General features: G+C 70.4%; 21 protein-coding genes. 14 read left to right on the top strand and 7 right to left on the bottom strand.

All coding sequences use genetic code 11. The features are described from left to right. Positions 1 to 192 precede the first annotated feature (192 nt). Positions 193 to 498, bottom strand: a complete 306-nt coding sequence (locus tag ACLJQF_RS44365) for an MTH1187 family thiamine-binding protein (RefSeq protein WP_410616335.1) — start codon at positions 496 to 498, stop codon at positions 193 to 195. A gap of 79 nt (positions 499 to 577) precedes the next feature. Here ACLJQF_RS44365 and ACLJQF_RS44360 point away from each other — a divergent pair, with 79 nt between their 5' ends. Beyond that, positions 578 to 1078 (top strand): MarR family winged helix-turn-helix transcriptional regulator, encoded by a 501-nt coding sequence (locus tag ACLJQF_RS44360; RefSeq protein WP_004562932.1) that lies wholly within the window; start codon positions 578 to 580, stop codon positions 1076 to 1078. A 60-nt stretch (positions 1079 to 1138) separates the two neighbouring features. Here the strand turns inward: ACLJQF_RS44360 and ACLJQF_RS44355 are convergent, their stop codons facing one another. From ACLJQF_RS44355 to ACLJQF_RS44345, 3 genes are all read right to left on the bottom strand, one after another. Continuing rightward, on the bottom strand, positions 1139 to 1504 hold the full coding sequence (locus tag ACLJQF_RS44355; RefSeq protein ID WP_093950657.1) for a DUF3817 domain-containing protein: 366 nt from the start codon (positions 1502 to 1504) through the stop codon (positions 1139 to 1141). 217 nt (positions 1505 to 1721) lie between these two features. Further along, entirely contained in the window at positions 1722 to 4103 is a 2382-nt protein-coding gene (locus ACLJQF_RS44350; RefSeq protein WP_410616334.1) for a GH92 family glycosyl hydrolase, read from the bottom strand. 81 nt (positions 4104 to 4184) lie between these two features. Then, positions 4185 to 7382, bottom strand: a complete 3198-nt coding sequence (locus ACLJQF_RS44345; protein WP_410616333.1) for a GH92 family glycosyl hydrolase — start codon at positions 7380 to 7382, stop codon at positions 4185 to 4187. Between the two features lie 371 nt (positions 7383 to 7753). Between ACLJQF_RS44345 and ACLJQF_RS44340 the strand changes: the two genes are divergently transcribed. From ACLJQF_RS44340 to ACLJQF_RS44285, 12 genes are all read left to right on the top strand, one after another. Then, positions 7754 to 8737, top strand: a complete 984-nt coding sequence (locus ACLJQF_RS44340) for a LacI family DNA-binding transcriptional regulator (RefSeq protein ID WP_410616332.1) — start codon at positions 7754 to 7756, stop codon at positions 8735 to 8737. Then, positions 8734 to 9771 (top strand): class I mannose-6-phosphate isomerase, encoded by a 1038-nt coding sequence (locus ACLJQF_RS44335; RefSeq protein WP_410616331.1) that lies wholly within the window; start codon positions 8734 to 8736, stop codon positions 9769 to 9771. The genes ACLJQF_RS44340 and ACLJQF_RS44335 overlap by 4 nt, the downstream gene beginning before the upstream one ends. Next, complete coding sequence (locus ACLJQF_RS44330; protein ID WP_410616330.1) at positions 9768 to 10532, top strand: ATP-binding cassette domain-containing protein; 765 nt, start codon at positions 9768 to 9770, stop codon at positions 10530 to 10532. The genes ACLJQF_RS44335 and ACLJQF_RS44330 overlap by 4 nt, the downstream gene beginning before the upstream one ends. Then, on the top strand, positions 10529 to 11581 hold the full coding sequence (locus ACLJQF_RS44325; protein WP_410616329.1) for an ABC transporter permease: 1053 nt from the start codon (positions 10529 to 10531) through the stop codon (positions 11579 to 11581). The genes ACLJQF_RS44330 and ACLJQF_RS44325 overlap by 4 nt, the downstream gene beginning before the upstream one ends. 26 nt (positions 11582 to 11607) lie before the next feature. Continuing rightward, positions 11608 to 12603 (top strand): ABC transporter substrate-binding protein, encoded by a 996-nt coding sequence (locus tag ACLJQF_RS44320; RefSeq protein ID WP_410616328.1) that lies wholly within the window; start codon positions 11608 to 11610, stop codon positions 12601 to 12603. 204 nt (positions 12604 to 12807) lie between these two features. Beyond that, a complete protein-coding gene (locus ACLJQF_RS44315) occupies positions 12808 to 13503 on the top strand; it encodes a hypothetical protein (protein ID WP_410616327.1) in 696 nt (231 codons plus the stop codon). Positions 13504 to 13551: 48 nt separating this feature from the next. Further along, the gene (locus ACLJQF_RS44310; protein ID WP_410616326.1) at positions 13552 to 14598 is read left to right on the top strand and encodes a sensor histidine kinase; all 1047 of its coding nucleotides are present in this window, start codon (positions 13552 to 13554) and stop codon (positions 14596 to 14598) included. Beyond that, complete coding sequence (locus ACLJQF_RS44305) at positions 14595 to 15350, top strand: LytR/AlgR family response regulator transcription factor (RefSeq protein WP_410616325.1); 756 nt, start codon at positions 14595 to 14597, stop codon at positions 15348 to 15350. Before ACLJQF_RS44310 ends, ACLJQF_RS44305 begins: the two co-directional genes overlap by 4 nt. Continuing rightward, the gene (locus tag ACLJQF_RS44300; RefSeq protein WP_410616324.1) at positions 15347 to 15697 is read left to right on the top strand and encodes a hypothetical protein; all 351 of its coding nucleotides are present in this window, start codon (positions 15347 to 15349) and stop codon (positions 15695 to 15697) included. The genes ACLJQF_RS44305 and ACLJQF_RS44300 overlap by 4 nt, the downstream gene beginning before the upstream one ends. Positions 15698 to 15809: 112 nt before the next feature. Further along, positions 15810 to 17534 carry a cation acetate symporter gene (locus ACLJQF_RS44295; protein ID WP_410616323.1) on the top strand — a complete coding sequence of 575 codons (1725 nt, stop codon included), beginning with the start codon at positions 15810 to 15812 and terminating at the stop codon, positions 17532 to 17534. A gap of 73 nt (positions 17535 to 17607) precedes the next feature. Then, positions 17608 to 17967, top strand: coding sequence for a DUF485 domain-containing protein (locus ACLJQF_RS44290; RefSeq protein ID WP_410616322.1), 360 nt, complete (start codon positions 17608 to 17610; stop codon positions 17965 to 17967). Next, positions 17964 to 19574, top strand: coding sequence for a cation acetate symporter (locus tag ACLJQF_RS44285; RefSeq protein WP_410616321.1), 1611 nt, complete (start codon positions 17964 to 17966; stop codon positions 19572 to 19574). Before ACLJQF_RS44290 ends, ACLJQF_RS44285 begins: the two co-directional genes overlap by 4 nt. A 77-nt stretch (positions 19575 to 19651) precedes the next feature. On the opposite strand, the gene ACLJQF_RS44280 is transcribed toward ACLJQF_RS44285, so the two are convergent. After that, positions 19652 to 20389 carry an isocitrate lyase/phosphoenolpyruvate mutase family protein gene (locus ACLJQF_RS44280; protein ID WP_410616320.1) on the bottom strand — a complete coding sequence of 246 codons (738 nt, stop codon included), beginning with the start codon at positions 20387 to 20389 and terminating at the stop codon, positions 19652 to 19654. Then, positions 20386 to 20847, bottom strand: coding sequence for a carboxymuconolactone decarboxylase family protein (locus tag ACLJQF_RS44275; protein WP_410616319.1), 462 nt, complete (start codon positions 20845 to 20847; stop codon positions 20386 to 20388). The genes ACLJQF_RS44280 and ACLJQF_RS44275 overlap by 4 nt, the downstream gene beginning before the upstream one ends. 46 nt (positions 20848 to 20893) lie before the next feature. On the opposite strand from ACLJQF_RS44275, the gene ACLJQF_RS44270 reads away from it, so the two are divergent. Then, positions 20894 to 22264, top strand: coding sequence for a PLP-dependent aminotransferase family protein (locus tag ACLJQF_RS44270; protein WP_410616318.1), 1371 nt, complete (start codon positions 20894 to 20896; stop codon positions 22262 to 22264). 164 nt (positions 22265 to 22428) lie between these two features. On the opposite strand, the gene ACLJQF_RS44265 is transcribed toward ACLJQF_RS44270, so the two are convergent. After that, positions 22429 to 23154 (bottom strand): peptidylprolyl isomerase, encoded by a 726-nt coding sequence (locus tag ACLJQF_RS44265; protein WP_410616317.1) that lies wholly within the window; start codon positions 23152 to 23154, stop codon positions 22429 to 22431. Between the last annotated feature and the right edge of the window lie 214 nt (positions 23155 to 23368).

Genomic DNA, 23368 nt, shown 5'->3' with positions numbered 1-23368 from the left:
ATCCAGCAGATGCCCTCTCACTTAAGGTCTGTTTGTTCCCTAGACAAGAACAATCATCCCAGGTCAGAGGGCATCTGCCCGTTTACGACATACCCCCGGCCAGCACATTCACCGGTGGATCCGGGTCAGACGCACCGAAGGCCGCCTTGGGTGCGTCTGACGCACCGAAGGCCACATTGGGGCGCTGGGGACTCAGGCGTCACGGAGATGGGCCTCGATCCGGTCCACCTTGGCTTCGAGCTGGCCGGAGAAGCCCGGCCGGATGTCCGCCTTCAAGACCAGGCCGACCCGGGCCGAGCCCGCACCCGCGGCCTCGACCGCGCGCTTGACGACGTCCATGACCTCGTCCCAGGACTCACCCTCGATGTTGGTGAACATCGCGTTGGTGGAATTGGGCAGGCCGGACTCGCGGACCACCTTCACCGCGCGGGCCACGGCTTCGCTCACCCCGCCGTCCGGTTCTCCGCCGGACGGGCTCACGCTGAACGCGACGATCATGCTCGGAAGTCCCTTCTTCGGTGGTCATTTCCGCCAGTCGTGCGACACCCGCCGGTACCCGCTGGTAACTTCGCGTGTCATGAACCGTCCGCTGCCGTTCGACCCGATCGCCCGCGCGGCCCGGATCTGGGAGGACCGGATCGGGCCCTCCGGGACCATGGCCGCGGTGACCGGGGTGATGCGGGTCCAGCAGATCATCCAGTCCGCGGTGGACGGCGCGCTCAAGCCGCACGGCTTGACCTTCGCCCGGTACGAAGCGCTGGTGCTGCTCACCTTCGCCCGCAGCGCCAGCCTGCCGATGCGGGTGATGGGCGAGCGGCTCCAGCTGCACCCCACCAGTGTCACCAACATAGTGGACCGGCTGGAGCGCGACGGGCTCGTCAAGCGGGTCCCGCACCCGACCGATCGCCGCACGACGCTGGTCGAGATCACCGACGAGGGCCGCAAACGCCGCGAGGCCGCGACCGAAGCCGTCACCGCCATCGACTTCGGGCTCAGCGGGCTGACCGAGCGGCAGACCGAGCAGCTGACGGACCTGCTGACCAAGGTCCGCCGCGCCGCCGGGGACTTCAGCGAGTAAGCGCTCGACAGCAGAAAGGGCCCGCACTCGAAAGTGCGGGCCCTTTCTCACATTCCGGGATCAGGCGGCGACGGGTTCCTTGACCTGGAACAGGCCGACTCCACCGTGGGACAGCCGCTGCGGGCCGTCGAGCTTGCCGTTGCGCAGCGCCCACTTCTCGAACAGCCACGTGAACAGCGGCGGGATGCTCGCGAGCAGCGCGAGGACCAGCGTCTTCGGGCGCCAGCCGAGCGGCTTCGCCACGGACAGGGAGACGACCAGGTAGAGGACGAAGATCACGCCGTGCACCATGCCGAGGACGGGGACGCCGCCCTCGTGAGAGGAGTGGACGACGTACTTGAGGAACATCCCGACCAGCAGCCCGGCCCAGGAGAGGGCTTCGGCTACCGCGGCCACGCGGAACACTAGAGCGGCCTTGCTGGACACTTCTTCCTCCTGTGGGGTCTCACCACGTTGGTTCGTGACATGACAAACGTCCGACTGCACCGTCCACGGCGGACTGCCTGTGGACGTCAACGGCGCTGTCGGACGTGCTGATACCCAGTGTGAGGCGTGACGGCCCTCACGGGAACACCGGGGCCCGTGACGATGCTCACGGCCGTGGTCCATTGTGGTCTGAACCACGGCCGTGAGCGCGTGTTGACTACTCCGCGCAGGGCGAAATCGGGGCGGACGAAGGTGACGTCCCCCACTTCGCCGTGGCGTCGGCGGTGAGTGCGAAATCGAGTGTCGTGCCGCGTTTCAGCTGGTCCACGTTCACGTACACGCGGTCACTCGGCTTCGAGCCGACCTCCAGATCCGAGACGTACTGCACCTTCGAGCCGTCCGCGCCCGGCGCCTTGATCGTGACGTCCCGCCCGTTCTCCAGGTGCAGGACGGATTTCGCGAAACGCGGAGCGTTGAGCACGAAGTTCCCAGTCCCCGGGACGGCGGGATAGAGACCGAGAGCGCTGAAGACGTACCAGGCCGACATGGTGCCCAGGTCGTCGTTCCCGGTGACGCCGTTGGGCGCGTTGGTGAACAGCGTGTGCGCCGCCCGCACGACCGTCGACGTCTTCGACGGCTGCCCGGTGAGCGCGTACATCCACGGCGAGTGCAGGTCCGGCTCGTTGTTGGGGTTGTAGCGGAACTGGTCGTAGTAGTCATACGGGCCGACGACCCAGTTCTCGCGCACCGCCGTCGCCGGGTTCTTCACCAGTTCGTCGTAGGCGAAGAAGTCGTCGAGGCGCTTGCCGGTGGCCGCCGGGCCGCCCATCCGCCGCACCAGACCGGGGATGTCCTGCTGGACCAGCCACTGGTACTGCCAGGCCGTGCCCTCGTGGAAGCCGTCCTGGCTCTGCGGGCTGTAGGGCTTGTCGGCGGGCGAGAACCACGCCCCGCCGAGGACCTTCGGCCGGAAGAAGCCGGTGAACCCGCGGTCGGTCTGCGTTTCGTCCCACAACGTCCGGTAGGTCCGGCCCTTCGCGGCCAGGGCCGCCGCGTCGTCCTTCTTGCCGAGCGCGGCCGCCATGACCGACAGCGAACAGTCACCGAGCGCGTACTCCAGGGTGGCCGACGCGCCGTGGTTCGGATCGGTGTCCTGCCCCTTCTTCGGGAAATCCGGGTCGTACTGGACGAACCCGTCCTTCTGGTAGCTCGCGTTGCCCGAGCGTCCCTGGAACGGCGACGCGGCGGGCGGAATCTCGCGCGAGTTCTGCAGCAGCGCCTGGTAGGCGTGCATCTCCTCGCCCGACAACGCGCCGAAGCGCCAGAGGTCGACCAGGAACGGCGTGACCGGGTCGCCGGTCATCGTGTTCGTCTCCTGGCTCGCGTACGCCCACCGCGGCAGCCAGCCGCCTTGGTCGTGGATGGCCAGGATGCTCTTCGCGATGTCCTTCGCGCGGCTGGGCCGCAGCAGCGCCAGGAGCTGGTTCTGCGTGCGGTAGGTGTCCCAAAGCGAGAAGAAGTCGTAGTACGTCCAGCCGATCGCCCGGTGGATCTTCTTGTCGAAGCCGTAGTAGCGGCCGTCGGCGTCGTTGGCCGTCAGCGGCTGCAGCAGCGCGTGGTAGAGCGAGGTGGAGAAGACCGTGCGGTCGTCCGGCGTGCCGCCCTTGATGTCCACAGAGGACAGCTCACGCCGCCAGGTGCGCTGGACGGCGTCCTTGGCCGCGTCGAACGACCGGATACGCTCCGAGGCCAGGTTGCCCCGGGCGCCGGTGGCGTCGACCTGGGAGATCGCCGTGGTCGCGGTCACCTGCCCGCCACCGAACGTCAGCCAAGCGCCGCGCAGGCCCGCACCGCCTTCGGACGAGCGTGAGCCCGGTGTGCCGCCGGTCGGCGACCACGTGCCGAACGTCTTGAACGGCTTGTCGAACTTCGTCGTGAAGTACGTCGTGTACGCCTTGCCGCCGCAGAACGCCTGCGACTCCACGGTTCCCTCGACCGTCCGGTCGTCGACGACGCGGATGCTGCTGCCCGTCACCGGTTCCTTGTCGTTGGCCTGCCCGACGTTGACGAAGACGTTGGCGTCACCCGGCTTCGTGAAGGTGTACCGCTCGACCCCGGCCCGTGTCGCCGCGGTCGTCTCGACGTCGACGCCGCCGTAGCCGGTCAGATGAACCTTGTAGTAGCCGGGCTTGCCGACTTCGCCGTCGTGGGTGAACGGCGAGGCGTACTGCTTCTGGTCGAAGGTGGCCGGGTTCGCCGTGTCGAACGCCTTGCCCGGCCCCACTTCCCCGGTCGTCGGCAACGTCGAGACCAGCCCGCCCTGCTCCCAGCAGCCCGCGCCGGACAGGAAGAAGTGCCCGAAGCCGCGGATCGCGGTGTCGGTGTAGCGGTAGCCGGCGTAGTGCGAGGTGATCGGGCTGACCTGCGTCATCCCGAACGGCGCCGAGGCGCCCGGGAACGTGTTGCCCTCGTCCTGCGTGCCGATGAACGTGTTGACGGCGTCGAGAGCATCGCCGCCGGATGCCTGGGCCACGACGGGGCTCACCCCCGTCGCCACCACGGCGAGCGCCAGCGCGCCCGCCAAAACCTTGCTCTTCACAGCTTTCCTCCCTGGGGAAAAGCCGTGAAGGCCACCTTCAGGAACTTAAACTTCCTCAAGGTGGCCTTCACGAACAACCACTTACGCGCCGATGCCGATCGCGAACACGTGCAGGGCGCCGCCGTTGACGTTGTCCGGCAGCGTCACGCTCGCCACGGTCTTGCCCGCGTCGAGGGTGATCGGGTTGGTGCCGAACACCATCGTGCGGATCTGCTGCGGGTCGCTGCCCGCGGCGTTGCGGTACGGCGTCGACAGCACGATGCGGTTGCCGAACGCCGGCTGCGCGCCGCCGCCACCGAGGGTCCAGTCGGAGAACCCGATGGTCGCGGTCGACTTGCTGCCGTCGGTGTAGGTCACCGTCAGCGTGCCGGACGCGTTGCCGTTGGACGCCGAGCCGAGCAGCGCGAGCCGTCCGGAACCCGAGACGTTCACCGTCTGACCACCGGCGACGACGTTGTCGGGGTCGCCCGCCGGGAACGACGGCCAGGTGAACTTGATGCCGTCACTGGTGACCGTGCCGCCCGGAGTCGCTCCCGCCGCCGCCAGCGCGTCGGCCGAGTAGCTCCAGCCGCCGCCGTCGAAGTTGGCCGCACCGGAGTTCGCGTCCGGGGAGATGCCGGCGTTGTTCACCGTGGCGAGCCAGCTGTTCGGCTGGGCCACCAGCACCGTCAGCACCGCCTGCGACGAAGCCACCCCCGGCGACGAGAACGTCACCGGAATGCGGCGGGCGCCGTCGGCCAGCCCGGCCGGCACCGAAACCGTCAGGTCGGCGTGCGCCTTGCCACCGGCCGGGACGGCGATGCTGCCCGACGCCGGGGTCAGCGTGATCCCATCGACGCTGCCCGCACTGTAGGTCCAGGTTCGGGCGGTGCCGGAGAGGTCCTGGACCCCGACCGACGCCGAAGACGTCGACCCCGCGGGCGTCACCGCGCGCGCCGGGTCCACAAAGGACAAGCTGGGCTTCTCCTGCTCGCGGAACGACGGCGGCGCGTCGGCCGCGGCGCTGCCCCACGCGGTCGCCGTGGCGGACCGCGTGTAGTCGAGCGTGCCCCCGCCGGAGATCAGCGCCTCCGGCAGCCACGCCTTCGCGGCCGCGCCACCGTTGACCTTCAGGCCGCCCACGTAGTCACCGGTGCCTGGCGCGTTGATGGTCACCTTCTTGCCCGAGCCGGTGGTGAGCACGGCACGGGAGAAGCGCGGGGTGACGAGCAGCGTCTCGGCGCGGCCGGGGATCTCCGGGTAGATGCCGAGCGCCGACCAGACGTACCAGGCCGACATCTGGCCGAGGTCGTCGTTGCCGATCAGGCCTTCGGGACGCGGGTTGTACAGCTCGTCCATCGAGCGGTGCACGATCGACTGGGTCTTGGCCGGGGCGCCCGCGTACGAGTAGACGTACGGCGCGTTGGAGTTCGGCTCGTTGCCCATGAAGGCGTACGGCTCCTGCGTGCCCGCGTTCAGCTGGGTGAAGAAGGTGTCCAGCCGGGACTGGGTAGCGGTGTTCCCGCCGAACGCCGTAACGACGCCGCCGAGGTCGTAGGGCACCATCCACTCGTACTGCGCGCCGTTGCCCTCGACCCAGCCCTGCGAACTGGCGGGGTCGTAGGTGCCGGCGAACGAGCCGTCCGCGTTGCGCGGCTGCAGGTGGCCGGTCCCCGGGTTGTAGAGGTTCTGCCAGTTCTGCGCGCGCTTCATGAACGTCGTGTACGTCGCGCTGTCGCCGAGCCGCTTCGCGAACTGGGCGATGGAGAAGTCGGCGCTGGTGTATTCGAGGGTGTCCGCACCGGCACCCGGCACGTAACCCAGCTTCTGGTAGTCGTCGAGCCCCGGCCGTTCGGTGTAGCCCTGGGTCGGCTGGGTGGCGCCCTTGATCATGAGCAGCAACGCCTTCTGGGCGTCGAAGTCCCGCGCGCCGAACGCGTACGCGCCGGCCACGATGATGTGGTACGGGTCGCCGTTCATGACGCCGGTGTAGTCGTTCGCGACCGTCCAGCGGTCCCACGAGCCGCCCTGCTCGGCGTAGGCCATCATCGACCGGACGATGTCCGACGTCTCCTTCGGCGCGATCGTCGCCAGCAGGGGGACTTCCGAGCGGTAGATGTCCCAACCGGAGAAGTTGGTGTACATCGCGTGACCTTTATCGGCCTGGTGGATCCGGCCGTCGAAGCCGGGGTACTGACCGTCCACATCGGAGAAGACGTTCGGCTGGATCAGCGAGTGGTACAGCGACGTGTAGAACGTCGTCAGGTCCGCGCCGGAACCCCCGGTCACGGCGATCTTGCCGAGCTGGTCGTTCCACGCCTTCCGCGCGCCCGCGGCCACCGTGTCGAACGACTTCTTCGTGTTCTCGGCCTTGAGGTTGGCCTTCGCGCCGTCGACGGACACGAAGGACAGTCCGACCTGGACGTTCACCTGGGCGCCGTTGAGGTTCGCGAAGGTGACGTACCCGCCGCTGCCCGGGCCGCTGACGGTGGTGTTCTGCGGCGCCGCCTTGGCCGGGCGCGCGATCGAGGCGTCGACGCCGTTGGGCTGCGCGACCTTCGCCTTGGCCCCGCCGGTTTCGGCGGCCTTGTTCGGCGTGACGGCGCCGTTCTTCCACGTGCCGATGGAAGCGAACGGCGTGTCGAACTTGGCCGAGAAGTAGACGCGGTAGCTGTTGCGCGCACCGCAGAAGCGGCCGCTCGTGGCCCAGCCGCTGATGGTGTCCTTGCCGATGGTGATGGAGGCGTCGTCGGTGCCGTTGACCGAGCCGGAGGTGTTGACCAGCAGCGTCGAGGACGCGCCGGCCGGGTAGGTCAGCCGCGCCGAGCCGGTGCGCTGGGTCGCGCTGAGCTCGACCTTCGCGCCACTGTCGAGGGTGACGTCGTAGGCGCCGGCCGTCGCGTGTTCGTTGGCGTGCGAGAACTTCGACGTGTAGTGAGCCGGGTCGGTCGCCGGGGAGGTCGTCACTTCACCGACGTAAGGGATGAACGGGATGTCCTGATAGGTCGAACAGCCCGCGCCCGACAAGTGCGTCAGGCTGAAGCCGGTCAGGGCGTTGTCGTCGTAGAAATAGCCGCCGGGCTGGGATTTCACCGTGTCCGGGCTCCACTGGACCATGCCGAACGGCGCGACCGCACCCGGGAACGTGTTGCCGGCACCGCCCCCGGTGCCGTGGTCGGCCCCGCCGGGCCTGGTGCCCACGAAGGGGTTGACCCACTTCGCGTAGTCGGTGCCGGTAGCGGCCACGGCGGGGACAGCGGGAACCACCGCTGCCGTCACCGCCAGGGCCAGGGCCACCACACCGGCGAAGCCGGTTCGGGGGGTCTGGGGGGTCGTCCCCCCAGGAATGTCACAGTCGGCTCTGAAGCGCGCTCGCGCCATGGCCATCGCCTCTCCACCTCGTCAGCGCGACCGGAACCGGGTGACATGACAACCTTGTCGCGCCGGGCCACCTTGGGCAGTGGCTCACCAAGCAGTCAAGGGACACGTCAGGACCTGTCCACTTCCGGACAGCACGTTCCACCGATCGCGAAGCCGAATCGGCACAATCCACGCACGAGACGTTGACAAGGCGCCGGTCGGGGAGTTCAATCCCCGACACTATGACAACGTTGTCTCCTCTCGGCCGGGATCGGGACGGCAGCACGCGCACCGCAAGCAGACGAGCCACGATGAGCGACGTGGCCCGCCTGGCGGGCGTGAGCATCAAGACCGTCTCGCGCGTGGTCAACGACGAACCGGCGGTGCACCCCGACACCGCCGAGCGGGTCATGGCGGCCATCGAGCAGCTGGGGTTCCGGCGCAACCTGGGCGCGCGGAACCTGCGCCGCGGGTCGACGACCGGCACCATCGGGCTGATCGTCGAGGACGTCGGCAACCCCTTCTACTCCGAGCTGAACCGCGCGGTCGAGCGCATCGCGACGTCGTTCGGGCGCCAGGTGCTCACCGGCTCGTCCGAGGAGAACTCCGACCGCGAGCGCGAGCTCGTCCTGGAGTTCTGCGCGCGGCGGGTGGACGGCATCCTCGTCGTCCCGGCCGGTCTCCAGCACGGCTACCTGGTGCCGGAGATGCGCGCGGGCACGCCGGTGGTGTTCATCGACCGGCCGGCCGGCGACATCGTGGCCGACACCGTGCTGGTGGACAACCTCGGCGGCACCATCGAAGCCGTCACCCACCTCGCGCAGCACGGGCACCGGCGGATCGCGTTCCTCGGCGACAGCCCGGACATCTTCACCGCGGCCGAGCGCCTGCGCGGGTTCCGCGAGGGCTGCGTGCGCAACGGGATCACCTACGACGAGGCGCTCGTCTCGATGGGAACACCGACGCCGGACGCGGTCGGCAACGCCGTCAAGCGGCTGCTCGACGGCCCGGACGCGGCCACCGCGGTGATCGCGGGCAACAACCGGATCGCCGTGCACCTCCTGCGCGCCCTCGCGCACGCCGAGCGCCGCCCGGCGATGGTCGGGTTCGACGACTTCGAGCTGGCGGACCTGCTGAACCCGCCGGTCACCGTCGTCGCGCACGACGTCAGCGCACTGGGTCACGCCGCGGCCGAGCTGCTCTTCGCCCGCGTCCAAGGAGATCAGTCCCCGCCGAGAAAGGTAGTCCTGCCCGTGCATCTCGTCGCCCGTGGTTCCGGTGAGGTCGCCCCGTGACCCTCGAACCGATCCGGCTCGCCGCCAACCAGCCGCCGCAGTTCTACCGCGGCGGCGACGCCATCGCCGGCCTGCGCGGCGCGTCGCCCGACAAGAAGTTCGGCCCGGAGGACTGGGTCGCTTCGGCGACCACGATGTTCGGCCAGGAGACCAACGGCCTCACCCGCCTCCCGGACGGCGCCTGGCTGCGCGACGCCGTCGAGGCGAACGCGAACGGCTGGCTCGGCGCGAAGCACGTCGAGGCGCTCGGGACGTCGACCGGGCTGCTGGTGAAGCTCCTCGACGCGGGCCAGCGGCTGCCCGTGCACTTCCACCCCGACGACACCTTCGCCAAGCGGCACTTCGACTCCCACTTCGGCAAGACCGAGGCGTGGATCGTGGTCGGCACCTACGGCGACGACCCGCGCGTCTACCCCGGTTTCAAGGAGACACTGTCGAAGGCGACGGTGTCCGAGTGGACGCGCGAGCAGGACGTGCCGTCCATGCTGGGCGCGCTGAACAGCGTTCCGGTGACCGCCGGCGACACCGTCTACATCCCGGCCGGGCTGCCCCACGCGATCGGCGAAGGCGTGTTCGTCGTCGAACTGCAGCAGCCGACCGACTTCTCGCTCACCATCGAATGGCGCGACTTCCTGGCATCGCCGGAGAAGGGCCACCTCGGCCTCGGCTTCGACACCGCCATCGAGGCGCTCGACACCACGGGCTGGGACGCCGAACGGCTCGGCACGATCATCAAGCGCACGGCGGCCGACAGCTCGGCCACCGTGGACCTCCTGGCCGGCGGATCGGAGCGGTTCTTCCGAGCCGAACAGTTGCGTACCGACAAGACGACAACGTTGTCACTCGATCCGTCCTTCGCGGTCCTGGTCGTCCTCGACGGCGCAGGCACCCTCCGGACCGAGCACGGCGGCGAGCACGCGCTGGCGAAGGGCGACACCTACGTCGTCCCGTTCGACGCCGGCCAGACCGAGCTCTCCGGCACGGCGACGGTGATCCGCTGCCGCCCGCCGGCGCCGGAAGAGAGGCACGGATGAGCGAAATCCTCCTGGAAGCGGTCGACCTGACCAAGCACTACGGGTCCGTCGAAGCCCTGCGCGGCGCGTCGTTCCAGGCACGCGCGGGCGAGGTGACGGCGCTGATCGGCGACAACGGCGCCGGCAAGTCCACGCTGGTCAAGTGCCTCTCCGGCGCGGAACAGCCGACGTCGGGGAAGATCCTCCTGGAGGGGACCGAAGCGCACTTCGACTCCCCCACCACCGCCCGGCGGCTGGGTATCGAGACCGTCTACCAGGACCTCGCCGTCGCACCCGAACTCGACCCGGCGGCCAATCTGTTCCTCGGCCGCGAGATCCACCGCAAGGGCATCCTCGGCAAGCTGGGCATGCTCGACAAGAACGAGATGCGGCGCCGGGCGATCGAGGAGTTCCAGCGCCTCGGCGTGACGCTGCAGAGCACCGACGTCCCGATCGGCTCGCTGTCCGGCGGCCAGCGCCAGAGCGTCGCCGTGGCCCGCTCGGTCGTGTGGGCGTCGAAGGTCGTGTTCATGGACGAGCCGACCGCGGCGCTCGGCGTCGTGCAGCGCGAACGCGTGCTCGACGTCATCAAAAAGGTGCGCGACAAGGGCATCGCCGTCGTGCTGATCAGCCACAACATGCCCGAGGTGCTGTCGGTCGCCGATCGCGTCGAGGTGCTGCGGCTCGGCAAGCGCGTCGCCCGGTTCACCGGATCGGACACGAAGCTCGAAGACCTCGTCGCCGCGATGACCGGCGCACTCGTGCAGGAGGAGGCGGCATGAGTGTCTCGACGCCCGAGCAGAAGGACATCCAGGAAGCGCCGGACGCGGGCTTCGGCAAGCGGCCGCTGGGCAAGCGCCTGATCGAGGCCAACACGTTCTGGATCGGGCTGGTCCTGGTCGCCCTGGTCATCCTGTTCAGCGCGATCGCGCCGGACAGCTTCCCGACGCTGTTCACCTTCCAGACGCTGTTCATCGAGTCCTCGGTCCTGCTGATCCTGTCGGTCGGCATGACGTTCGTGATCATCACCTCCGGCATCGACCTCTCGGTCGGCTCGGTGCTGATCCTCTCGGGCATGGTCGCGGGCAAGGTGATGGAGGCGATGTCCGGCGGCGACGCGTCGAAGGCGGGCTGGGGCGTGATCGCCGTCGGGCTCGTCGTCGCCGTGGTCACCGGCACGATCTGGGGCCTGATCAACGGCGCCCTCGTCGCGCTGGCCAAGATCCCGGCGCTGATCGTCACGCTCGGCACGATGGGCGCCGCGCTGGCCACCGCCTACCTGCTCAACGGCGGTTCGGACCTGCGCACCGTGCCGGCGGAGCTCACCAAGACCCTCGGCTACGGCACGTCCTTCGGCGTCGTGCCCAACCTGGTCATCGTGGCGATCGTGATCACCGTGATCGGCGCGTGGCTGCTGCGGACGACGAAGTTCGGGCGGTACACGTTCGCGGTCGGCTCCAACGCCGAAGGCTCGCGGCGCGCGGGCATCGGTGTCACCGCGCACCTGCTGAAGGTGTACACGCTGACCGGCTTCCTGGCCGGGATCGCCGGGTTCCTGTCGCTGGCCTACTACAACTCGACCACCATTTCGGGGCACACCACCGACAACCTCAACGCCATCGCCGCGGTCGTGCTGGGCGGGACGAGCCTCTTCGGCGGCGTCGGCACGATCCTCGGCACGGTGATCGGGGTCTTCATCCCCGCGGTGCTGCGCAAGGGCTTCACCATCATCCACGTCCAGGACTTCTGGCAGATGTTCATCGTCAGCTGGGTCCTGGTCGCCGCGGTCTGGTTCGACCAGCGCCGCCGCCGTCGCCGCAACTCCCGCTGAGTCCCCCCAAGTACAAAGAGGTGCTTATGAAACTGACCAAGACTCTCACCGCCATGGGTGCCGTGGTCTCCGCCGCCGCCCTGCTGTCCGCGTGCGGCTCCGGGACGGTCGGGCAGACCGGATCCGGTGACTCCGCCCAGCCGACCGGCGGCAAGAAGCTGGCACTGATCCCGGGCGTGCAGGCCGAGCCGTTCTACATCTCGCTGCAGTGCGGTGCGGAGGCCGAGGCCACCAAGCTGGGCTACGAGCTGACCACGCAGGCACCGCAGAAGTTCGACGCTCCCCTGCAGACCCAGCTGGTCAACGCGCTCGGCGCGAACCCGCCGGCGGCACTGCTGATCGCCCCGACCGACGACACGGCGATGCTCGCGCCGATCCAGCAGGTCAAGGCGCGTGGCGCGAAGATCGTCGAGGTCGACACCGCGCTGAAGGACACGAGCGTGGCGGCGTCGTCCATCTCGTCGGACAACGCCGCGGGCGGCAAGCTCGCCGCCCAGACGATGGGGAAGCTCGCGAACGGCAAGAGCGGCTCGGTGCTGGTGCTCGACACGATCGCGGGCACGTCCACGACCACCGCGCGCGCCAAGGGCTTCGAGGCCGAGCTGAAGAACACCCCGAACCTGAAGTCGATCGGCATCCAGTTCACCCAGAACGAGCCGGAGCAGGCCGCGGCCAAGGTGACGGCGGCCCTGTCGTCGACGCCGGACCTCATCGGCGTCTTCGCGACCAACCTGAACACCGGCGAGGGCGCGGCGACCGGTCTGCGCAACGCGGGCAAGGTCGGCGCGGTCAACCTGATCGGCTTCGACGCCAGCCCGTCGGAGGTCGAGGGCCTCAAGAACGGCCAGTACCAGGCGCTCATCGCCCAGGACCCGGCCTCGATCGGCACCCAGGGCGTCCAGCAGGCCGTCGCGGCCATCGAGGGCAAGCCGGTGACGCGGACCCTCACCGCGGAGCTGCACTCGATCACGAAGGCCGACATGGACGCCAACTCGCAGTACTTCTACAAGCAGAGCTGCTGAGCCGTCCGTCAGGGTCCTGTGCGCGGTGTGCACCCGTTCACCGGGCCCTGACCAGCGTTCTCACCTCCGGCGATCACCGGCTGCCGGTTACCGCGGTGGGGGAACCGCTCACCGCATCGCCCGTTTCGCCGGACAGGTGTCCCGCGTCACACTCATCTGCACATGCATTTGCACTTCCAGATGCATGATCGCAGGGAGGGTGCGATGAAGTACGAACGGCCGGCTTTGCACCGGACGATCTTCGCCGTGGACGTCGAGGGCTACGGCGACCAGACCAGGACCACACCACACCGGCTGGCGTTGCGCGAAGGGCTGTACCGCGCGCTCTGCCGGGCGTTCGACGACGCCGGCGTCCCGTGGGCGCACTGCCGGCGCGAGGACTGCGGCGACGGCGTCTTCGTCCTCGTCCCGCCGGAGATCCCGAAGGGACTTTTCGTCGAGTTCCTGCCCGCCGCGCTCGCGGTCGCGCTGCACCGGCACAACCGGACGCACGATCCCGGGGCCCGGATCCGGCTCCGGATGGCGCTGCACGCGGGCGAGGTCGCCTACGACGACCACGGCGTCACCGCGCCGGCGATCAACCAGACGTTCCGGCTGCTGGAGGCGAAGCCGCTGAAGGACGCACTCAAGGGGTCGCGCGGCGTGCTGGCGCTGATCACGTCGGCGTGGTTCTTCGACGAGGTCGTCCGGCACAGCGACGGTCTCGACCCGACGACGTTCCGGCCGGTGCCGGTGGCAGTCAAGGAAACTCGCACGACCGGGTGGATTTCGCTGCCCGATCGGCCGTACCCGGCGAACTCCAGCCTGCTGGGCACCGTGACGTCGATCGACGACTACCGGACCTGGCGCCGCTTCCGCCGCCACGCCCAGGTGCTGGCCGACCGGGACGGGCCCCCGTAGCCGTAGGATCTACTGCCCTGGACACCGCCGCCGAGGGGAGGCTCGACCGTGCACCTGCGCCCGGCGTCCCGCGCCGACCCGCTGCCGGTGCTCGCCGCCGCCCGCCGCATCACCGACGACCTGCGCGACGGCCTGTCCGGCATGCCCGCCCGCCGCGCCGCGCACCGCTTGCGCCGGCTCTTCGGCTTCCCGGGGCTCGGCCTCACCGACCTGTCCGGCTCCCTGCTGTGGTCGGGGCGGCCCGGGCCGGACGCGGTCGTCGCGACGGTGCTCGACAGCGTGCTCCACAGCGAAGAACCCGGCTCGGCGCCGGACGTCCTGGTGCTGCCGCTGCACGTCCGCGACGAGCTGGCCGGGGCGCTGCTGGTCGTCGGGGACGTCCGGGACGCCGTCGCGGCCCAGGCCGCCGACCTCGTCGTGCAGGCACTGGAACGCGGGCGGCTCGAGGCGTCGGCGGAACAGGCGGCGCAGGCCGAGTTGCGCGCGCTGCGGGCGGAGATGTCGCCGCACTTCGTCTACAACGCACTGACGGTCATCGCGTCGCTGGTGCGTTCGGACCCCGACCGCGCCCGCGACCTCATGCTCGACTTCGCCGACTACACCCGCTACAGCCTGGCTCGCCACGGCGAGTACACCGTCGTCGCCGAGGAGTTCCGCGCGATCGAGACGTACCTGGCGCTGCAGAAGGCGGTACTCGGCGAACGGCTGCGCGTCCAGGTGCGGGTGGCGCCGGAGATCCTCGCCGTCGCGGTGCCGTACCTGGTGCTGGAGCCACTGGTGGAGAACGCGATCCGGCACGGCATCGAGCCGCGGTCGGGCACCGGGCAGGTCCAGGTGCACGGCCAGGCGGAAGGGAACGACTGCGTGATCTTCGTCGAGGACGACGGGGTCGGCATGGACCCGAAGCGGGCGGCGGACCTCCTCGCCGGCCGCGTCGGCGAGGACGACCCGGCCGGGCTCGGACTGGCCAATGTGGACAGACGGCTGCGGGACGTCTACGGCGCCTGGTACGGCCTCACCGTCGAAACCGAGGTCGGCGCGGGCACCCGGGTGATCGTGCGGGTGCCGCGGTTCCAGCCGGGGGTGCTGCCGTGACCGGGCTTCGGGTGCTGGCCGTCGACGACCTGCCGCCCGCGCTGGACGAACTCTGCCGCATGCTCCGCGAAGCGCCCGAAGTCGGCGAAGTCGTCGGCGCCGCCGACGCGCTGAAGGCGTTGCGGCTGCTTCAAGCCGACCGCTTCGACGCGGTGTTCCTCGACATCTCGATGCCGGGCCTCGACGGGCTCGAACTCGCGTCGCTGCTGGCGAAGCTGAGCGAGCCGCCGGTGATCGTGTTCGTCACCGCGCACGACGGCCACGCGGTGGCGGCGTACGGCATCGGCGCGGTCGACTACCTGCTCAAGCCGGTCCGCACCGAACGGCTGGCGGCGGCGCTGGCGAAGGTGCTGCGGATGGCGACCCCGGCGTCCCGGCCGACCCCGGACGCGATGGCAGCGCTGCCGGTCGAGTCGGGCGGGCGGACGCGCTATGTCCGCCGCGACGACGTCCTGTTCGTGGAGGCCCACGGCGACTACGTCCGCCTGCACACCCGCGGCGGGGTCCACCTGGTGCGGATGCCGATCTCGCGGCTGGAGGAGTACTGGGAGGGAACGGGGTTCAGCCGGGTCCACCGGGGTTTCCTGCTGGCGGTGGGAGCGGTGCTGGAGCTGCGCAGCGACTCGGCGGGCGGGTTGCTGGCCCACACGGAGGCCGGCGACGTCCCGGTCAGCCGCCGTCACGCGCGAGACCTGCGCGACCGGCTGCTGGAAGCGGCGCAGCGCGGCCAGCTCGGCTCCGATTCGCGATGAGCAAGATCCGCCGGGTCGCCGTCACCAGCCCGCAGACCCGCCTCGCCCACGCGCGCCGCCGGTCGCGCGGCCGCTGGCGCCAGCCCCGGCTCCCCGCGGGCGACACCCAGCGCGCCACCGCCCTCTACACGGCCCAGCGCCGCCGCGGCGTTCCCGCGCTGGTCCTGATGTTCGTGCTGCTGCTCGGCCTCCCCGGCGTCTTCGCGATCTTCCCGGCCCTGGACACTGTGCGGCTGCTGGACATTCCCCTGTCCTGGCTGATGCTCGCGGTCCTCCCCTACCCCGCGATGGCCCTCCTGGCCCGCTGGCAACTGCGCCGCGCCGAGCGCCTCGAGGACGACCAGTGACCCAAGCGCCCCAATGTGGCCTTCGGTGCGTCAGACGCAACCAAGGCGGCCTTCGGTGCATCAGACGCAACCAAGGCCGCCTTGGGGCGCTTGAGCGCGGCAGGGAGCGATAATGGGCGTCGCGCTCGCCGTCGCGCCGGTCGTGCTCGTGACGCTGCTGATCGGCGTCCGCGGGGTCGCCGCCATGCGCACGACGTCGGACTTCCTCGTCGCGTCCCGCCGGATCTCGCCGTTGGTGAACTCGGCCGCCGTCTCGGGCGAATACCTGTCGGCGGCGTCGTTCCTCGGCATCGCCGGGCTCGTCGTCAAGGACGGCATCGGGGCGCTGTGGTATCCGGTCGGCTTCACCGCCGGCTACATCGCGATGCTCGTCCTCGTGGCCGCGCCGATGCGGCGGTCCGGCGCGCTGACCGTCCCCGACTTCGCCGAAGCCCGGCTCAACTCCCCCGCGCTGCGCCGCCTCGCCGCCGTCGTCGTGCTGGTGATCGGCACCATCTACGTCGTCCCGCAGTTCCGCACCGCCGGCCTGGTGCTCGCCGCGGTCGGCGGCACGCAGTACTGGGTCGGCGTGGTGGTGGCCGGCGCCGCGGTCAGCATCACCTTGGCGCTGGGCGGCATGCGCGCGGCGACGTACGTGCAGGCGTTCCAGTTCGTCCTCAAGCTGCTGCTGTTCCTCATCCCGGCGATCTGGCTGGTGCTGCAGGCCGGCGCGGTCAACCGGACCGACGCGCTCAACCCCGTCGAGTTCACCCACTTCGCCCGCGAGACACCGGTGCGGTTCGAGGTCGACGTCACCATGGAGATCCGCGAGCCGACCCCGGTGCGGCGCAACGGCGTCGTCGAGATCCTGCCGCCGGGCGAATTCACCGCACACAGCCAGGACGAGGTCGTGTTCGGCACGGGCGCGGCCGTCCCCGCGGTCCGCGGCGGCGCCGCGCTCGGCGGCCCCGACTGGCGGCGCCCGCTGCTCGACCTCGGCGACCAGGGCTACCCGCTGCTCGGCACCTGGGCCGTGCTCGTCGCGACCATGCTGGGCACGATGGGCCTCCCCCACGTCCTGATGCGCTTCCACACCAGCCCGGACGGCCGCGCCGCGCGCCGCACCGCCGCGATCACCGTCGCGCTGCTGGGCATCTTCTACCTCTTCCCCGGCGTCTACGGCGTGCTCGGCCGCGTGCTCGTCCCCGGGTTGTACCTGTCGGGCGCGACCGACACCGTGGTCGTCGCGCTTCCGTCCCAAGTGGACAGTGGCTGGGCGGGCGGGCTGTTCACGGCGCTGCTGACCGCGGGCGCGTTCGCCGCGTTCCTGGCGACGTCGCTCGGCCTGCTGCTGGTGATGTCCGGCGCGCTCGCGCACGACCTCGTCCCCGGCGGGCTGCGGCGGCTGCGGATCGCCGTGTTCGGTGTCGCCGGGGTGATGGTGCTGCTGGCGCTGCGCTCGGCCGAGCTCGATGCCGGCGTCCTCGTCACGTGGGGCTTCACGGTGGCCGCGTCGACGTTCTGCCCACTGCTCGTGCTCGGCATCTGGTGGCCGAGGCTGACCGCGACCGGCGGGATCGCCGGCGTGCTGACCGGGCTGGTGGCGTCGTCCGGCTCGATCCTGTTCGCCCTCGCCGGACCGCCGCTGCACGGCTGGGTGGCGATCCTGGTGCAGCAACCGGCACCATGGTCGGTACCGTTGGCGTTCGGCGTAATGGCGCTGGTCTCCCTGCGGGGCAGACCCCCCGGCTGGTCGACGGCGGCCATGCTGCGCCTCCACCTCGACGAACCCCGTTCGACCCGGCCCCGCGACCGTTCGTCAACCGTTCGTCGTCTGGCCCGGCTGTTGAACCGTTGAACCTTCACGCACGCCTCACACATCCCTACGGTGGCGCACGTCACTTTCCGCAGCGTCGCAGGGAGCAGCAGCGATGAGCACGACGGACACCGGCGGGCCCCCGGAGACCTCAGAGACCATCTGGGAACGAGCCCACGAGAGCACCGAGTTCCGCGAGCTGCGCAGCCGCCTGCGCCGGTTCGTCTTCCCGATGACGGCGGTGTTCCTCCTCTGGTACCTGCTGTACGTGCTCCTCGCGGACTACGCGCACGAATTCATGAGCACGAAGGTGTTCGGCAATATCAACATCGGCCTGATCTTCGGCCTGCTGCAGTTCGTCTCGACGTTCGTGATCACCGGCCTCTACGTCCGGTACGCCAACCGGAAGCTGGACCCGGTCGCCGAGAAGATCCGTGAAGACATCGAAAACGGCGCTGTGAAGGAGCACGAATGACCGCCACCCTCGCCGCGAGCGTTGAGGGCAGCAACCCGCTCCTCAACATCGGCATCTTCGCCCTCTTCGTGATCATCACGCTGGTGATCGTGTTCCGGGCCAGCCGCAACACCAAGACGGCGTCGGACTACTACGCCGCCGGTCGCGCCTTCACCGGCCCGCAGAACGGTGTCGCCATTTCGGGCGACTACCTGTCGGCCGCGTCGTTCCTCGGCATCGCCGGCGCGATCGCGATCAACGGCTACGACGGCTTCCTGTACTCCATCGGCTTCCTGGTGGCGTGGCTCGTCGCGCTGCTGCTGGTCGCGGAACTGCTGCGCAACACCGGCAAGTTCACCATGGGCGACGTGCTGGCGTTCCGGATGAAGCAGCGCCCGGTGCGGGCCGCGGCCGCGACGTCGACGCTGATCGTGTCGTTCTTCTACCTGCTGGCGCAGATGGCGGGCGCCGGCGGTCTCGTCGCGCTGCTGCTCGGCGTCGAAGGCAAGGGCGCGCAGGCACTGGTGATCGCCGTGGTCGGCGTGATCATGATCGCCTACGTCCTGATCGGCGGCATGAAGGGCACCACCTGGGTGCAGATCATCAAGGCCGGGCTGCTGATCGTCGGCGCGCTCGTGATCACCCTGTGGGTGCTCGGCAAGTACGGCTTCAACTTCTCCCAGCTGCTGCAGGCCGCCGTCGACAAGGCGGGCAAGGCCGGGCAGACGCTGCTCGGCCCGGGCAAGCAGTACGGCGCCACCGGAACGTCGAAGCTGGACTTCCTGTCCCTCGGCATCGCGCTGGTGCTGGGCACGGCGGGCCTGCCGCACGTCCTGATGCGCTTCTACACGGTGCCGACGGCCCGCGACGCGCGCCGCTCGGTGGTCTGGGCGATCGTCCTGATCGGCGTGTTCTACCTGTTCACCCTGGTCCTGGGCTACGGCGCCGGTGCGCTCGTCGGGCCGGACACGATCAAGAAGGCACCGGGTGGGGTCAACTCCGCGGCGCCGCTGCTCGCGCTCGAACTGGGCGGGCCGGTGCTGCTGGGCCTGATCTCCGCGGTCGCCTTCGCGACCATCCTCGCGGTGGTCGCCGGCCTGACGATCACGGCGTCGGCGTCCTTCGCCCACGACGTCTACGCGAACGTCGTCAAGCGGGGCAAGACGTCGCCGGACTCGGAGGTCAGGGTCGCCCGGATCACCGCGGTGGTGATCGGCATCGTCGCCATCGGCGGCGGCATCCTGGCCAACGGGCAGAACGTCGCGTTCCTGGTCGCGCTGGCCTTCGCGGTCGCGGCGTCGGCGAACCTGCCGACGATCCTCTACTCGCTGTTCTGGAAGCGGTTCAACACCCAGGGCGCGCTGTGGTCGATCTACGGCGGCCTGGCCATCACGATCGTGCTGATCGTCTTCTCGCCCGCGGTGTCGGGCAAGCCGACGTCGATGATCAAGACCGCGGACTTCGCCTGGTTCCCGCTGAGCAACCCGGGCATCGTCTCGATCCCGGCCGCGTTCTTCCTGGGCTGGCTGGGCACGGTCCTGTCCAAGGAGCACGACGAGAAGAAGTACGCCGAAATGGAGGTCCGCTCCCTGACCGGCGCGGGCGCCGAGAAGGCGGTGGCCCACTAGTTCCGCCGACGGGCGGCACGACCCCGAAGGCCGTCGCGAGGGTGTTCCCGATCCCCTCGCGACGGCCTTCGGCCATTTCAGTACGGCAGCTTGCCCTGCGCGACGCCGGCGAGGGTTGTTTCCAGCTGCTTCCGGATGTACTGCCAGAGCCCGCCGCCCAGCGAAATCCTCGCCACCCCCAGATCGGCGAGGCTTTCCAGGCCCGGGCTGCCCGGCCACGCGGTCACGTTGACCGCACCACCGGTTTCCCGCACGAACTCCGCGATCAGCTCCGGCGTGCGCAGGTGGATCGGGTAGACGCAGTCGGCGCCCGCTTCGAGGTAGGCCTTCGCCCGGGCGATGCCCGCTTCGAGCGCTTCCTTCGGCTCCACTCCCCGGAAGGAGTCGACCCGGGCGTTGATCACCAAGCCGTCGCCCGCCGCCTCGCGCAGGGCGGCGACCCGGGCCGCCTGCTCGCCGACCGGCCGGACGTCGCCGGTCGCGTGGTCGGTGTCCTCGAAGTTGCAGCCGACGGCGCCCGCGTCGAGGAGCCGGCCCGCCAGTTCGGCGCCGGAGAGGCCGTAACCCGACTCGGCGTCGACGGTCACCGGGACGCCGACCGCCTTCGCGATCCGCGCGGCGGCGGCGAACATCTCGGCCGCGGGCGCCTGCTCGCCGTCGGCGAACCCGAGCGCGGCCGCCACGGCGACCGAGCTGGTCGCGACAGCGGGGAAGCCGGCGGCCTCGACGAGCTTCGCGGTGTCGGCGTCCCAGGCGTTCGGCAGGATGAGGGGCTTGCCGGGGACGTGCAGCGCCCTGAGCGCGGCGGCGCTCACGCGTCCCGCTTCGGCAGCGGTGTGTGGCTGGTGATGGTCATCCGGTTCCAGCTGTTGATGGCGATGATCTCCCACGCGACCGCGCGGTACTGGTCCTCGGTGAACACCTTCGCGGCCTGCTCGTAGACGTCGTCGGGCACGGTCTGCGTCGCGGGCAGCTTGGTCATCGCTTCGGTGAGGGCGAGCGCGGCCTGCTCCTGCTCGGTGAACAGGTCGGTCTCGCGCCAGCCGTCGAGCACGAACAGCCGCCGCGGCGATTCGTCCAGCTCGATCGCGTCGCGGGAGTGCATGTCGAGGCAGTACGCGCAGCCGTTGAGCTGCGACGCGCGGGTCTTCACCAGTTCCAGCAGCTTGGGGTCGAGCCCCGCGTTGGCGCCGGCCTTGTTCACCTCGGCCTGCAGGTTCGCCATCGCCTGGTAAAGCTCGGGAGCGCCCCCGAGCCCGATTCGCTTGGTCATGCCGTCCACGCTAGTGCGAACTGGTCCACGAGTATGGTCCAGTCACATGACGGATTCGTGGTCCAGTTCCGGGCTCGACGTCCACCTCGGCTGGCAGCCCTCGTCCGGCCGGACCGGGCTCGCGGCGGCGATCCGGGCGGCCATCCGGGACGGCCGGTGGCAGCCCGGCGCGGCGGTGCCCTCGACCCGCGCGCTGGCCCACGACCTCGGCGTCGCCCGCGGCACGGTCACGCGCGTGTACGCCGATCTCGCCGCGGAGGGGTACCTGCACACGGCCCAGGGCGCACCGACCAGGGTGGCGACGGCGGGATCGCTGCCCCAGTCCGCGCCGCGGCAGGCCCCGCGCGACCCGGCACCGCGCTGGGACCTGCGGCCGGGCCGCCCGGACCTGACGGCGTTCCCGCGGCAGGCGTGGCTGACCGCCACCCGCCGGGCCCTGCTGCGGACGCCGGCGTCGGCGTTCGGCTACGAGTCGGAGCTGGGCGCGCCGGAACTGCGGGACACGCTCGCCGGCTACCTGGCCCGGGCCCGCGGGGTGGTCGCCGACCCGGCACGGATCGTGGTGTGCCACGGGTTTTCGCACGCCATCGCGGTGGTGTCGCGGGCGCTGTCCGGCCTGGGCGTCGGCGAACTGGCGTTCGAGAACCCCTCGCTGGGGATGTACCGGTCGATCGCGGCGGCGCAGGGTCCGCGGATCGTCGGCGTGGACGTCGACGGGCACGGCATCGACGTGTCCGCTTTGGACAGTCCGGCGGTGGTCCTCACCCCGGCGCACCAGTACCCCACCGGCGTCACACTGGCCCCGCACCGCCGCACCGAGCTGGCCCGCTCGGGCGCGTTCGTGCTCGAGGACGACTACGACGGCGAGTTCCGCTTCGACCGCCAGCAGGTCGGGGCGTTGCAGGCCTTGGCGCCGGAGCGGGTGGTGTACGCGGGCACGGCCAGCAAGACGCTCGCCCCGGCCCTCCGGCTGGCGTGGCTGGTGCTGCCGCGGTCGCTGGTGGAGCCGGTCCGCGCGGCCATGGCCGACAGCGGTTCGCGCCCGGCGTTGCTGAACCAGCTGGCCCTGGCCGAGCTGATCGACTCGGGTGCCTACGACCGGCACGTCCGCCGCAGCCGCGCGGAGTACCGCTCCCGCCGCGCACGCCTCCTGGCGGCGCTCCCGGACTCCGTCCGCCCGCACGGCATCGCGGCGGGCCTGCACCTGCTGCTGATGCTCCCGCCCGACGGCCCCTCCGAAGCCACGGCCCTGGCCGCCTGCCGCCGCCGATCGATCGGCATCGAAGGCCTGGCCGGCCACTGGATGACCCCCGACGCCCCCGGCGGCCTGATCGTCGGCTACGCGGCAACCCCGGCCCACGCCTTCACCGGCGCAATCCAAAACCTGGTGGAGGCCCTGGCCGAAATCACCCCCTGACCCGTCCCCATCACGTGTGATGCCCCCTCAATCACGTGTGATGCCCCTCCAATCACACGTGATGCCCCCTCAGTCACGCATGAAGCCCGCCCGATCACGCGCGATACCCTCCAAGCACACGGGATGCCCGCGGGCCGCCCCACCGGAGCGGCCCACGACCACCGTCAGAACCAGCAGTCCGGCCGGACGCGAAGCAGTTCCGTCCGCAGCGCCGGCGTGCCGTCGACCGGCGCCGGGTCCTCGGCGGTCGGCTGGATCCCGCCGGCCGCAACCTTGTCCAGCGTCTTCAGCCCTTCCGCGCCGACCGTGCCGAACACCGTGTAGTTCGGCCGCAGCGCGGAATCGCCGTACACGACGAAGAACTGCGAACCGTTCGTGGCGGGCCCCGCGTTGGCCATCGCGAGCAGGCCGCGCGCGTAGACGCGCCGGGCGCCGGTCGGGTCGGTCGGCGCCGGCGGCAGGTCGACCGGCAGTTCGTCCTTGTACTTGTAGCCCGGCCCGCCTTCGCCGGTCGCCATCGGGTCGCCGCACTGCAGCACCTTCAACGTCGGGTACGCGGTCAGCCGGTGGCACACCGTGTGGTCGTAGAACCGGTGCCGTGCCAGGTGCAGGAAGCTCTGCACGGTGCACGGCGCCTTCGCGCGGTCCAGCCGCAGCGGCAGCGCGCCCTGGCTGGTCGGGACGGCGACGTCGACCTTGCCGTGGCTCGGCGTGTGCCGCGGGTCGGGCGGCAGCGGCACCGGCCGCGCGGGCGGTTCGTCCGGGGTTTCGGTGTACTGGCACGGCCCGTGCGTCGTCTTCGGCGGCGGGGCGTCGGCCGCCGTGGCGACGCCGTTCCCGGCCACGAACAACGCGCCCACCGCCAGCGCGGTGAGAAGTGTCCTCTTCATGCTGCACGCCCTCCCAGTGATCGCCCGGTTCCGGAGCGCCCCGCAGTCTAGGGCCCGGCACCGACGGCCAGAACCGGCGAAAGTCGTCCCCCGTCAGCCGGTCGGGTGAACCTCGGCGCCCACACCCCGGAAATTGTCGGACCCCCGGCGCAAGATGATCAGCACGCGGCAAACCCGCCGCACACGCAGGGAGGGCAGCATGGAATTTCGGCGA

This window comes from Amycolatopsis sp. lyj-109, assembly GCF_046548995.1.
Classification (GTDB): Bacteria; Actinomycetota; Actinomycetes; order Mycobacteriales; family Pseudonocardiaceae; genus Amycolatopsis.
This window is presented reverse-complemented; position numbering and strand designations above follow the sequence as displayed.

What these genes read in the sequence shown, in the direction of transcription:
- ACLJQF_RS44320 (WP_410616328.1), top strand. Translation starts at nt 11,608, where the DNA reads ATGAAACTGACCAAGACTCTCACCGCCATGGGTGCCGTGGTCTCCGCC.
- ACLJQF_RS44365 (WP_410616335.1), bottom strand. Translation starts at nt 498, where the DNA reads ATGATCGTCGCGTTCAGCGTGAGCCCGTCCGGCGGAGAACCGGACGGC.
- ACLJQF_RS44285 (WP_410616321.1), top strand. Translation starts at nt 17,964, where the DNA reads ATGACCGCCACCCTCGCCGCGAGCGTTGAGGGCAGCAACCCGCTCCTC.
- ACLJQF_RS44270 (WP_410616318.1), top strand. Translation starts at nt 20,894, where the DNA reads ATGACGGATTCGTGGTCCAGTTCCGGGCTCGACGTCCACCTCGGCTGG.
- ACLJQF_RS44325 (WP_410616329.1), top strand. Translation starts at nt 10,529, where the DNA reads ATGAGTGTCTCGACGCCCGAGCAGAAGGACATCCAGGAAGCGCCGGAC.
- ACLJQF_RS44340 (WP_410616332.1), top strand. Translation starts at nt 7,754, where the DNA reads ATGAGCGACGTGGCCCGCCTGGCGGGCGTGAGCATCAAGACCGTCTCG.
- ACLJQF_RS44360 (WP_004562932.1), top strand. Translation starts at nt 578, where the DNA reads ATGAACCGTCCGCTGCCGTTCGACCCGATCGCCCGCGCGGCCCGGATC.
- ACLJQF_RS44315 (WP_410616327.1), top strand. Translation starts at nt 12,808, where the DNA reads ATGAAGTACGAACGGCCGGCTTTGCACCGGACGATCTTCGCCGTGGAC.
- ACLJQF_RS44330 (WP_410616330.1), top strand. Translation starts at nt 9,768, where the DNA reads ATGAGCGAAATCCTCCTGGAAGCGGTCGACCTGACCAAGCACTACGGG.
- ACLJQF_RS44300 (WP_410616324.1), top strand. Translation starts at nt 15,347, where the DNA reads ATGAGCAAGATCCGCCGGGTCGCCGTCACCAGCCCGCAGACCCGCCTC.
- ACLJQF_RS44290 (WP_410616322.1), top strand. Translation starts at nt 17,608, where the DNA reads ATGAGCACGACGGACACCGGCGGGCCCCCGGAGACCTCAGAGACCATC.
- ACLJQF_RS44265 (WP_410616317.1), bottom strand. Translation starts at nt 23,154, where the DNA reads ATGAAGAGGACACTTCTCACCGCGCTGGCGGTGGGCGCGTTGTTCGTG.
- ACLJQF_RS44295 (WP_410616323.1), top strand. Translation starts at nt 15,810, where the DNA reads ATGGGCGTCGCGCTCGCCGTCGCGCCGGTCGTGCTCGTGACGCTGCTG.
- ACLJQF_RS44275 (WP_410616319.1), bottom strand. Translation starts at nt 20,847, where the DNA reads ATGACCAAGCGAATCGGGCTCGGGGGCGCTCCCGAGCTTTACCAGGCG.